Genomic DNA, 10,854 nt, shown 5'->3' with positions numbered 1-10,854 from the left:
CGTGCCCGTCATCTTCCCGTATGCCCCCAATGCCCTTGTCATTGGTTTCATTGTTGCCATGATTACGTCCATCTGCACGATTCTCGTGACCGGATCCATGGGCATCTTCCCCACCGTCGTCATCCCGCTCATCTCGACCTGCTTCTTTGAGATTGGATGCGCCTCCATTGTCGGCAATGCCACCGGCGGCGTGCGTGGCGCCATCATTGGCGCTGCGGTCTCTGGCATCATCGCCGTCTTCCTCGTCGGTTTTGGCGCTTACTTCTTCAACAACACCATCCAGCAGTGGATGCTCGTCTACGGCGGCCAGGACTTCGACCTCTGGGGCATGGTGGTAGGTGCCGTCGCCCGCCTTATTGCCTAATCAGACGTATGTGAAATCGCACGGCTCAAACGTGTTCACAGGGCGACGGAGCGCAAGGCCCCGCCGCCCTTTTCATATGGGAGACATAATGGAATTCAAGTACTTCGATGTCATCGACAAACTTCGCGCCACGATTGAGCAGGAAGAAACCGAACACATGGAGCAGTGCGTTGACCTGCTCTACGACTGCATCCTATCCCATGGAACCATCTATACGTTCGGAGCGAGCCACGCCGGGATCCTATCCGAGGAACTCTATTACCGGGCGGGCGGACTCATGCTCTTCAATCCCATTTTCGGCCGGGAGATCATGCTAGACACGACTCCCATTACCCACACCAGCCAGATGGAGCGTCTCGTTGGTTACGGTACCTCCCTTGCAAAGAGCAAGGCGTACTTTGCGCCGGGCGACGTACTCATTGCCCACTCGGTCTCTGGAAGAAACCCAGTTACCGTAGAGATTGCCATGGCGGCACGCGAGTCAGGCGCGAAGGTCATTGCGCTGACAAACCTCTCCTACTCAAAGTCTGTGACCTCGCGACACCCATCTGGCAAGCGGCTGTTTGAGCTTGCAGACATTATGCTCGACAACCACGGTGATGTCGGAGATGCAGCCGTTGCAATCGATGGCCTCGAGCAGAAGGTCTCCCCAACATCTACCGTCGTGGGTGCAATCATGCTTAACGCCATCGTTGCCGCACTTACGCAAAAGCTCGTGGACGGCGGTATGAAACACCCGCCAATCTTCTATAGTGCGAACCTCGATGGGGGCGATGATCTCAACCGCCAGCTCTACGACGAATATCGGAACAGCATTCACTACGAATTCTAAAGCGAGAGCCTTGCATCGTTGCGTCGGGCCCCGGCTCACGCGCCGGGGCCCGACGTGAGAAGGGCTGTGTCGCGAATCCTAGCCCTCCTCGAGAATTGTCCGCCTAATCCTCGACACCTGCTCGAGAAAAGCCGGCACCTCATCGAACACAATACTCGTGACAATAGACCAATTGGTCCCCTCATAGTCATGGACAAGCCTGTGCCTTAGACCAGAGATGCCACTCCAGGGAACCTTGGGGTGGCTTGACTTGAGCTCGTCGGAGAGCGCGTACACCTGCTCGCCGATGTTGTAGAGCGGCGTCGTCACCATCCACTGCATCTTGAAGTCATCGAGCAGAAGTTCCCGAGTAACGGTCCCATCATCGATAAGCCCCATGAGCTGACTGCCAATTTCTTCGATGCGGCTGAGACGATAGGAATCAGTCCGCCTCATAGCGCTATCGCCTCGCGAAGGACGGTGTCCCTGAACTCGCCAGGGTTGAGCTCGGAGAGCTCGTAAACGTCGACGTCCTTCCCCGAGCTGGCACGAAGGTCCTCGGAAAGCGCATAGATGGAGAGCGGACGAAATCCATCTCCGGCGTCGAGAAGAACATCGATGTCCGAGGAGGCATCGGCCTCCCCCCTTGCGTAGGAGCCAAACAGGCGGGCACCGCGCAGGCCGTACTTGCGGACAAGCGGGACGATGAGACCCCTCAGCTCGTTGGTCGAGTACACGACGCCACTCTTCATACTGACCTCCCCTGTCTGCCCTTTTAGCTATCGTATCCAAACCCTACCCTGGGTGCGAACGGTGGCGAGCATGTGGCGGGGCACGGCGTGGACGATGCACGAGCCGATGGCCTGACCAGCGGCCCGCTTGGCGGCGGGCGTGGCGCCATGGGTCACGTAGGCGTGCCCGTACTTTGCAAAGCGCTCGAGCATCACGACGTCGTTGCCGCCGTCGCCGTAGACGGCCACCTCGTCCTCGCCAATCCCCAGGTAGCTGGTCAGCCACGCCACGGCCTCACCCTTGTTGACGCCCGCGCTCGTCATCTCGAACATCACGGGGTTGAAGGGCGCGTTCACAATGGCGTCCGTGTGCTCCGCGAGAAACGCATGCAGCTCGCGCTCGAGGCCCTCGTCGGCCACGCGACAGTTCACCTTGCAGACCGGCCCCGTGAGCACGTCGGCGTCCGTCTGGTCGAAGAGCCGCTCCACGCGCGAGGACTGCTCGCGCCGCATGCCGCGCAGGACGATGCTGGCCACCAGCTGCTTCAGCGGGCCCTCCGAGCGATATCCCGCCTGGTAGGCCTCTTGCGAGCCGCGCACGAGGCTCTTCTCGAGTCCCACGCACTCGAACGGAATCTGCGGGAACGCCTTGAGCATCCCCTCGAGCGCCGCCGGGTCGACGTCGACGTGGCGCAGCAGCGAGCCGTCGCGCCCGAGCACCATCGAGCCGTTGGCACACACGGCCTCGCACGCGAGCCCCGAGAACCCGAAGTCCTGGCTTGTGCGCATCGTACGCCCGGTCGCCACGGCAAAGTGCGCCCCTGAGGCCGTGACCTCGCGAATCGCGTCGCGGATCGTACGGTCGGTCTCGTGCAGGAGGTTAAGCAGCGTTCCGTCGAGGTCACTTGCGAACAGCTTTATCACGAGGGCTCCCTACTGGGCAAAGACTTGCGTGACGCCCGATATGGCAATGACGCCGAGGTATACGACGACCGCAAGCACCATGATACCGAGGCAGACCGCCGTCTCGCGCAGGACGCTGACACGTCCGAGGGCCGGGATGCGCCGGCGAAGCCAGCGTCGGTCGCAGAAGGCGTAGAGGTAGGGCAGCACGAAGACGGGCACGAAGACGCCGTACTGGAACAGGAGGAACCATTGCGGCAGGGCGCGGTCGTGCTCGTTGGGGTCGATGATGGCGAAGAGGCAGCCAGTCGCGACAAGGACGGCAAGCGCGAAGAGGCACAGGTTCCAGGTGAGCCCAAGCCAGCCCGGCACGCGTGAGAAGAGCGCGAGCACGCGGAGACGGAGGGCACGGAAGGCACCATCGTGCGCGCGACCGGCCTTTCCGGCGGCGGACGCGGCCGATTCCGGCTGCAGCGTAGCTGGCTCTGTCGGTAACGTGTCGTTTGCAGGGAGCTCCTGCGACTTCCCCACCGCCCTGAGCGCCAGGCCCAGCTCGCGCGCGGTGGCATGGCGCTCCGCCGGGTCGAGGGCGCAAGCCCGGCTCACCACGGCCCGCCATGGCTCCGGCACGCCCGGCAAGGCGAAGCCACGGTTGCGGTCATCGGGCAGCGGGTCGCGCCCGAGCAGGCAGAATAGGGCGAGCATCCCCAGCGCATAGACGTCGCTGCGCACGTCGGTCTGGCCAAAGCCAAACTGCTCGGGCGGCGCATAGGCACGCGTGCCAAAGTGCGTGGTGTCGCTCGTCGCGTCCTCGCGCCAGCTTCGGGCAATGCCCAGGTCGATGAGGATGGGCGAGGTCGGGTCGCCCTCCGGGCACACGATGTTGGCCGGCGTGAGGTCGCGGTGGATGATGGGCGAGTCGAACGCCTCGTGCAGCTCCGAGACGGCGTCGCAGATGACCGGCATGAGCCGGGCGGCCAGGCCCGGGCGCTGGGCGGGGTCTGCCGCGCGGATGACCTCGGCAAGCGTCGCCCCCGGGATGTACTCCATGACCACGACGAGCCGCCCAGCCTCCTCGTGCACGTCGAGCAGGCGCGGGAGGTGGCGGAAGTGACGGCCCGACCGCTCCGCCTCGAAGAGCTCGCGGTAGGCTCCACCGAGCCCCGCACCTGCGACGATGAGCTTGCGGACGAAGGGCCCCAGCTCGCCGCCGCCCTCCGCGCGCAGCCACGCGAGCTGGGTCACCTCGCTTGGCGACTCCTTGAGCACGCGCTCCACGCGGAAGGCGCCTGCCGACGACGCAGGCGCATCGCCCAGCGTGCCAAGATGTACCGAGAGCTCGTCGTGAAGCCCGTCTGTCGAGGAAGTAGTCATGGGGACAATCCTAGCAAAAGACCAGCTCGTTCCCCGGTTGCCGGCCATCGCCCGGCCTACCCCGTGCTGCCGGCGCTTTCATGCATGTCCAGGGCCCTTGCTGCCTTCGATCTGCTCGCACGCATGTGGTTGGCGTGCTGGAAAAGGACTCCAGCGGTGCCACAAGGGGACATGCGGCCAACTCCCAAACAAAACTATCGAGTTTGCTGCAGTTGATGTGCATGTCGTCAAGTAGACAGATTCTTGGCAAAACGTTGACCTGGCTTTTTTCTGGGACAAACCTGGGGTCTACTTGGCGAAACCCGTTTCGACTGCAGCAAACTCGATAGTTTTGTTTCTGTGGGTTCCGAGGAGGGGCCGAGGCGGTGACATTTGGCTTCGGGAGACCAGGTTCCGGGGCTTTGCATGCGCGCCTTGGCCTTGATTGGCGAGGGAAAGGGCCTTCCATCAACGTCGAGCATGGCTGGCCGTTTGCTTTGGACAAGCCGCTCGAACAAGCCCACCCGGGCTGGGAGACAAAGCGGGGGCTTGGCTTTCGCCAGGCCCCCGCTTAAGAGCACGTAACTATAAGCAGAGCCTCAGCAGACGGTCTCCTCGCCAAAGCGATAGAGCTCCTCGTTGACCTTCTGCAGCGAGCAACCGCGGTCGATGCAGAAGATGATGATCGCGTCACGGCGGTCCTTGCTGTAGAGAGAGCTCACCCCGGCCGCCTCGAGCGCGCGGTTGGTCTCACGCAGCGTAAGCGCCATGGCGAAGGCGATCTGCAGCACCTTGTTGCGGCTCGGGCGGCGCGTGCCCTTGAAGATCTGGTAGCCAAACGTCTCGTTGAGGTTGGCCATGCGCACCACGGCCGCCCGCTCGAGCCCCTTCTCGGCAAGCATCTGGTTGAGGTAGTCGGAGAGGGTACGCGTGCCCAGGTCGTGCTCGCTCATGAACCTGTCGAGGCTAGGCGCCTCGAGAAGGTCGCCCAGGAGTTCCTCCGTCAGCGGCTCGGACAAGCGGATCCCTCCTCTCCAAGTCGTGTGGCCCGCCAATACACAAGGATAGACGCGCCATTCGAGGCCTTGCCCGGTAAGTCCCGTCGCCCTGCCGACAGGCACCCGTTCGGTCGCAAGCTAGTCGTTGAGGTGCGCAACGGCATAGTCAGCCTCGTCCTGCGTGAACTTGTCACCGTACTCGCTCGTGAGCTGGTCGCGAATGGCCTCGGGCGACATCGACATCGTCTTCTGGTAGTTCTTGGCCGCGGCGAGCGCGTTGGCATTGTAGTCTGCCTGGAGGTTGTCGACCGCATACTGCGCGGCCTCGGGCGAGAACTTCTCGCCGTACTCGCTCGTGAGCTGGTCGTAGATGCCCTGCTTGGACATGTGCATCATGTCGCTGTAGCTCTTTGCCTTGTTGAGCGCGGAGGCGTACTCGGCGGGAACGTCGGCCGCCGCAGGCGACTCGGCGGCCGGACTTGTCGCAATGGTATCGGAGGCAGCCGGGCTCGTGGCGACAGCTTCGCTCGAGGCGGCGGCAGACGAGGCGGCCTGCGACGACGAGGTCCCGGAGCCACAGGCCACGAGGCCAAGGCACGCCGCGACCATGGCCGTGGCGGCGCACGCCATCATGCGGGCCCTGGCGGCCGTATGCGTGGTAGATACGTTCATGATGTGCTCCCATCTTGTAAGGGGCAGACCAGGTCCCATCATGCGATCAAGGTCTGCAAGGCGGGCCGAGGCCCCATGTCCTCACGAGATGTTAAGGAGCTTTCAGAAGTACTTCATTAGCCGGGGGCTAAGGCAGACTGAGGGCCTTCATTGAATTACTCTCACTACACTTGCAGGTCAGAGGTGTCGTTTACGACTCGGAGGATTTTCCGCTGGTCGGGTAGGCATGAATCAGGTATAAACCGTTCCCGGGTTTGCGCCTGGAGGTAACTGTGCCTGAGCTCGTGCAGGCAGAAGCCGGCGGCCTCCAGCGCCTCGCGGTCGCGTCGCCAATGGGCCGCGAAGGTGTTCGGGTTCATGCGCTCGCCGTGGCGGTTGACGATGATGGGCGTGTCCTCGCCCTGGCGGAAGGTGCGCCTGCCGTCCTTCGAAGCGACGCCGGCGGTTTTCTCCCGCTGGGCCTCGCGGTGCCGCGCGAAGGCGCGGCAGATGGTGTCGGAGAGCAGCAGGGGCCTCAGGCCCGCGTGGGTCTTGGGCTCCTTGAGGTTGCCGAAGTGGTCGAAGTTGTGCCGGATGGAAAGGACCTTGAGCTCGTCGTCCACGTCCCGCCATGACAGGCCGCACACCTCCCCGCGGCGCAGCCCCCACACGACGGCGAGGAAGTAGCCGAACTCGTCCTCGCTCGCGAGGTCCAGTTCCGAGACGAAGCGGCGTATGGCGCTCGGCCTCATGGCGCTTCGCTCCTGGGTGTCGCGCCGCGGGGTCTCCGTCTGGTCGCAGGGGTTCTCGTTGATGACGCCGCCTCCACGAGCTCGCGGAACACGAGTCGCAGCGTCTTGTGGAGCTCGCTCACGTAGGTGCCGCTCGCGGGAAGGGATGATGAAGGGGCCGCGAATCAGCTTGTTCGAAGCGCGCGCGGCGGGTACACTGTTCATCGATGGCCCCGGGATGACCGCTGCGTAGCATGTCACCGGGGCTATATCTTTACCAATTTGGGGTCCCCATGGCAGAAGAGGCCGCGACCGGCACCCGCGAGTGGGCGAGGCTCTGGCTTTCCGAGGAGCGCCTCGTGCCCTACCTTGAGACGTGCGGAGGCGACGCGGGCCACGCCATCGAGCTCCACGAGTGGAACATCTCCCTCGCCCAGGTCCTCATGCGCGGCGTGGCTCACCTCGAGGTGGCGCTGCGCAACGCCTACGACCGCGTGCTCTCCGAGCACTGGGACGGGGCATCGCACTGGCTCTTCGACCCGGGCTCGCCCGTGCGCCGGCCCATCCTGCGCAAGAGCGGGGCGGGCAAGATGCGCGACGTGAACCTCGTGAACCGGAAGGCCATCGATACGGCCGCCGGCCTCGCTCGGGGCACCGAAGGCCCGGGCAAGGTCATCGCGTCGCTCACGCTCGGCTTCTGGGCGCACATGACCGACAGGAGCCGCGAGCGCGACCTTTGGATCCCCATCCTGCACGACGCGTGGCCCAGGGGCTACGACCGCGCCGACCTGCAGCGCCGGTTCCTCGCCATCAACACCGTGCGAAACCGCGTGACGCACAACGAGCGGCTCTTCGACCCGAAGGAGCCGCAGCTCTCGCCGCTCGCGGCAGACACCGACCTCGTGGCGCTCTTCCGAGCGCTCTGCCCCGAGGCGGCGGCGAGGCTTCATGGCGGGGCAACGCCCGTCGAGAGGTTCCTCGCCGAGAGCCCCGCGCCCGCCGCGGTGCGGCTTTATGCCCTACTTGAACAGCCCCTTGAGCACGTCGCCGAGGCCGAACGTGGTCTTGCGGTAGACCTTGTTGTAGACGGCGCGCTTGGGATGCAGGGCGCCCATGCCCTTCCTGCCGTAGCCCGGGATGAGGGCCTTCTTGACGGCTCGCGTGGCCCTGCCCTTGGTGCGGGCGCTGATGGACTTCTTGATGCTGAGTTTGCGCATGCCGAACTTCATGGCGTTCTTCCACTTCACTATTTTATACACATTCTACCTGCGATTACGTCGCTTGTTTGCCCGCTCGTGGGGCTTGTTTATGACCTCCCAAGATAATCCCAGACAACAGGATGCGGGAATTGTCTGGAGGTGGGGCGCATGGCCAAGACGAAGCCGACGGAGGAGATGGTGGAGCAGGCCATCCGCCTGAAGGCGGACGGTTTGTCCAACGGCGACATCATCTGCGCTCTGGGTATCCACGAGAGCACGTTCTATTGGTGGATCGGGAACCCGCGCGGCAAGCTGCAGCGCGCGTTATGCGAGGGACTAAAAAAGGAGGCGAACTTCAAGCAGACCTTGCTGACCACAATCCGCGCGGCGGCGCTCGCGCGCAACCGGTACTGGACGGCGGCGGCGTGGCTCTTGGAGCGCAAGTACCCGGACGAGTACGGCAAGACCGAGAACGCGCTGGCGCCGGCGCTGGTCGACGTGTGCCGGGCCGTCATGGCGTGCAGCCGGTCGTTCGGGGCGGGACTGCCCGAGGAGGACGAGGTGTCCGTGGTGTGGGACGACTCGATCGTGCAGGACACGGAGGCCGAGAAGGCGCAGGACATTCACGAGGTGACCGCTGGGATCAAGGGCGCGCACGAGTACCGGATGCACTGGTTCGGGGAGGACGAGGTCATGGCGCAACGCGACGGGGCTGGGGCCGGGTGCCCGGGAGGCCGCTGCGGGGGCGTAGCAGGCGCCTGGAGGCGCCTGAGAGCGCCGGCGGCACTAGCTGGTGCAAGGCGGGACGGGTGACGGGTCGCGAGCCCGATCGCCACCGGCCGGCACGGCCGGGGCGTGGGGCCGGCCGAGCACGCTGCCGAAGACGGACCCGCGACACGGCTGCGGCGGGCGGTGGCCCCACGGGTGGCCGTTGCCGGCGGCCTTCTCGCCCGTGTGCTTCTCGGCATGCTCGGCTTGGATCTTCTCGTCCTCTTCTTCGGCATATTCCTCGACCTTCTCGCCCTCTTCCTCATTCACTTCGTCTGACGCGCGAAACGACAGCTTGTGACCCACGTGGATTCTGTAGGCATGCGGAAGGGCGGTGCCTATGGGGAGACAGCGGGGCCCACCTGGAGGGGCGTTTCGAGGGTCGGAGGCGACGGGAGGCCCGCATGGGATTTCGGACGTGGGAGCGGCGGTAAAGGAACGACTCGGGTCTGCTGATGCGCCGCCGGCACGTGAAGCTTCGCGCGGGGCCCCGGCGCCTCCGGCTTGGGCTGCCGGCGCGGCCGGTGCTGGACGCGCGGGAGCGAGAGCGGCTCTTCGGCCGGAAGCTCACGCGGGAGGAGATCGCGTGGATGCGGGCCGAGAGGCGCGAGCGTTGGCGGGAACGGCTTTCGAGGATTCGGAGGTGGCGCCCTTGGGATGGCTCCTGCCGCCCGTGGCGGGGGCGGTGGCCGAATGGGCGGTGCTGGGCCTGCTCGGCGCCGTCGTCGCCTGCCTGTGGCGCGTGGCGCGGTCGCTCGCGGACACGCAGCGGGCGTGCAAGGTGCTCATGCGCGGCGACCTCCTGCTGCGGTGGGCCACGGCGCGCGACGCGGGGTGGATGGCCGAGGAGGACAAGCGGCGGTGGTTCGACGACCGGGTGCTCTACCTGCGCATGGCGGGCTCGAACGGCTACCTGGACGAGGTGAGCGAGCGGGTGGCGGGGCTGCCCGGGGCGCCTCCCTCGTCCGATTCGGAAGAGAGGTGACTTGGAGGGAGATTGCCCATGAGCATCAACTGGAGGGTTCGCATGAAGTCCCCGGCATTCTGGCTGGACATCGCGGGCGCGGCGGCGACCCCCATGCTCGCGTACCTGGGCCTGGGCTACGAGGGCATGACGACGTGGGGAGGCGTGGGCGACGTGCTGCTGGAGTTCGTCGCCAACCCGTACCTGATCGGACTCACGGCGGCGAGCGTGCTGGCGTCGCTCAGCGTGGTGGTGGACCCCACGACGCCGGGGGCGGGCGACTCGGAGCAGGCGATGGGCTACGGCGCGCCGCCGGGCGCGCACGCGGAGAGGGAGTAACGGCGGTCGCGGGGCCGGGGGACGAGGACTCCCCCGGCCCCGTTCTTGTGTAGGGACTCGTGAAGGGAGCTCCATGGCGGGGAGCGTAAGCAAGCTGGTGGAGCGCATGCGGTGGTGGTGCGATGAGGCGAACCTGGGGTACTGCCAGGCGAACCGGCAGGACATGCGGGTGGGCGGCGAGGCGGACTGCAGCTCGCTCGTCATCCACTGCCTTAAGGAGGCCGGGTTTGACGTGGGCTCGGCGATGTACACGGGAAACCTCCGGGCGAACCTCGTGGCGAGGGGCTGGGTCGTGTGCAAGGTGGACGGCTCGCCGCGCGTGGGCGACATCCTGCTGAACGACGGCAGGCACGTCGCGGTGTGCACGGCGGCGGGCATGGTGAGCGAGGCGTCAATCAACGAGAAGGGCACGGCGAACGGCGGCGCCCCGGGTGACCAGACGGGGCTGGAGACGCGGACGCGCAAGTACAACAGCTACCCGTGGAGCTGCTACCTGCGCTACGCGGCCGCGCAGACGGGCGGGCCGAGCGGCACGGCCGACGAGCTGGCGCGGCGCGTCATCGCCGGGGAGTTCGGGAGCGGGAACGCGCGGAGGGGCGCGCTCGGCTCGCGCTACGCCGAGGTGCAGGCGCGGGTGAACGAGATCCTTCACGGCGGGGTCTCGGGCGGCACGCAGCCGAGCATGGACGAGCTCGCGCGGGCGGTGATCGCGGGGCGCTACGGGGTCGGCGAGGCCCGCAGAAAGGCCCTCGGGAGCCGGTACGCCGAGGTGCAGCGGCGGGTGAACCAGCTGCTCTCGTAGGGGCCTCGGGCCTGACCCTGGTGGCCCGCCCGCCGCCGCGGCGCTGACGCGCACGCGTGCGGAGGGGCACGTGGCGGCAGCGCCGTGACCGCGGGAGCGGAGGGCGTGGAGCCGCCGCGAGGGCGCGACGCGGGGCGCGGGCACGCCGAAAACGTGGGAGACGCTACAGGCCGGGTGACGGTGGGCGGCCTAATAAAAAAGACTACGATATTGCCTCCGATGGCTCCCGCTATGAGAAGC

15 protein-coding genes are annotated in these 10,854 nt (G+C 65.8%); 7 read left to right on the top strand and 8 right to left on the bottom strand.

Annotated features, from left to right (window positions below; all coding sequences use genetic code 11):
• Nucleotides 1-58 precede the first annotated feature (58 nt).
• Nucleotides 59-364: a PTS transporter subunit IIC gene (locus EFAMC1_RS02955; RefSeq protein ID WP_261981738.1), complete on the top strand. Its 306-nt coding sequence runs from the start codon at nucleotides 59-61 to the stop codon at nucleotides 362-364.
• A gap of 88 nt (nucleotides 365-452) precedes the next feature.
• The gene (locus EFAMC1_RS02950) at nucleotides 453-1,196 is read left to right on the top strand and encodes an SIS domain-containing protein (protein ID WP_154052846.1); all 744 of its coding nucleotides are present in this window, start codon (nucleotides 453-455) and stop codon (nucleotides 1,194-1,196) included.
• 78 nt (nucleotides 1,197-1,274) lie between these two features.
• On the opposite strand, the gene EFAMC1_RS02945 is transcribed toward EFAMC1_RS02950, so the two are convergent.
• From EFAMC1_RS02945 to EFAMC1_RS02915, 7 genes are all read right to left on the bottom strand, one after another.
• Nucleotides 1,275-1,574, bottom strand: coding sequence for a DUF86 domain-containing protein (locus EFAMC1_RS02945; protein ID WP_187324525.1), 300 nt, complete (start codon nucleotides 1,572-1,574; stop codon nucleotides 1,275-1,277).
• 53 nt (nucleotides 1,575-1,627) lie between these two features.
• A complete protein-coding gene (locus EFAMC1_RS02940; RefSeq protein ID WP_154052844.1) occupies nucleotides 1,628-1,927 on the bottom strand; it encodes a nucleotidyltransferase family protein in 300 nt (99 codons plus the stop codon).
• Between the two features lie 27 nt (nucleotides 1,928-1,954).
• A complete protein-coding gene (locus tag EFAMC1_RS02935; RefSeq protein WP_154052843.1) occupies nucleotides 1,955-2,830 on the bottom strand; it encodes an HAD family hydrolase in 876 nt (291 codons plus the stop codon).
• A 9-nt stretch (nucleotides 2,831-2,839) separates the two neighbouring features.
• Nucleotides 2,840-4,183 carry a serine/threonine-protein kinase gene (locus tag EFAMC1_RS02930; RefSeq protein ID WP_187324524.1) on the bottom strand — a complete coding sequence of 448 codons (1,344 nt, stop codon included), beginning with the start codon at nucleotides 4,181-4,183 and terminating at the stop codon, nucleotides 2,840-2,842.
• Between the two features lie 578 nt (nucleotides 4,184-4,761).
• On the bottom strand, nucleotides 4,762-5,181 hold the full coding sequence (locus EFAMC1_RS02925) for an XRE family transcriptional regulator (protein WP_154052841.1): 420 nt from the start codon (nucleotides 5,179-5,181) through the stop codon (nucleotides 4,762-4,764).
• A gap of 117 nt (nucleotides 5,182-5,298) precedes the next feature.
• Entirely contained in the window at nucleotides 5,299-5,832 is a 534-nt protein-coding gene (locus tag EFAMC1_RS02920) for an Ltp family lipoprotein (protein WP_187324523.1), read from the bottom strand.
• 164 nt (nucleotides 5,833-5,996) lie between these two features.
• A complete protein-coding gene (locus EFAMC1_RS02915; protein WP_187324522.1) occupies nucleotides 5,997-6,563 on the bottom strand; it encodes a tyrosine-type recombinase/integrase in 567 nt (188 codons plus the stop codon).
• Nucleotides 6,564-6,835: 272 nt separating this feature from the next.
• Between EFAMC1_RS02915 and EFAMC1_RS11345 the strand changes: the two genes are divergently transcribed.
• Nucleotides 6,836-7,867: a hypothetical protein gene (locus EFAMC1_RS11345; RefSeq protein ID WP_187324521.1), complete on the top strand. Its 1,032-nt coding sequence runs from the start codon at nucleotides 6,836-6,838 to the stop codon at nucleotides 7,865-7,867.
• 42 nt (nucleotides 7,868-7,909) lie between these two features.
• On the top strand, nucleotides 7,910-8,554 hold the full coding sequence (locus EFAMC1_RS02905) for a hypothetical protein (protein WP_154052838.1): 645 nt from the start codon (nucleotides 7,910-7,912) through the stop codon (nucleotides 8,552-8,554).
• Here the strand turns inward: EFAMC1_RS02905 and EFAMC1_RS02900 are convergent.
• Nucleotides 8,528-8,815, bottom strand: coding sequence for a hypothetical protein (locus EFAMC1_RS02900; RefSeq protein WP_154052837.1), 288 nt, complete (start codon nucleotides 8,813-8,815; stop codon nucleotides 8,528-8,530). The genes EFAMC1_RS02905 and EFAMC1_RS02900 overlap by 27 nt on opposite strands.
• 280 nt (nucleotides 8,816-9,095) lie before the next feature.
• Here EFAMC1_RS02900 and EFAMC1_RS02895 point away from each other — a divergent pair, with 280 nt between their 5' ends.
• From EFAMC1_RS02895 to EFAMC1_RS02885, 3 genes are all read left to right on the top strand, one after another.
• Nucleotides 9,096-9,494, top strand: a complete 399-nt coding sequence (locus tag EFAMC1_RS02895) for a hypothetical protein (RefSeq protein ID WP_154052836.1) — start codon at nucleotides 9,096-9,098, stop codon at nucleotides 9,492-9,494.
• Between the two features lie 18 nt (nucleotides 9,495-9,512).
• A complete protein-coding gene (locus EFAMC1_RS02890) occupies nucleotides 9,513-9,812 on the top strand; it encodes a phage holin (RefSeq protein ID WP_154052835.1) in 300 nt (99 codons plus the stop codon).
• A 73-nt stretch (nucleotides 9,813-9,885) separates the two neighbouring features.
• Nucleotides 9,886-10,614 carry a peptidoglycan hydrolase gene (locus EFAMC1_RS02885; RefSeq protein ID WP_154052834.1) on the top strand — a complete coding sequence of 243 codons (729 nt, stop codon included), beginning with the start codon at nucleotides 9,886-9,888 and terminating at the stop codon, nucleotides 10,612-10,614.
• Nucleotides 10,615-10,854: the final 240 nt, after the last annotated feature.

Origin of the sequence: Olsenella uli (assembly GCF_901212675.1) — a bacterium.
In the GTDB taxonomy this organism is placed as follows: domain Bacteria; phylum Actinomycetota; class Coriobacteriia; order Coriobacteriales; family Atopobiaceae; genus Parolsenella; species Parolsenella uli_B.
This window is presented reverse-complemented; position numbering and strand designations above follow the sequence as displayed.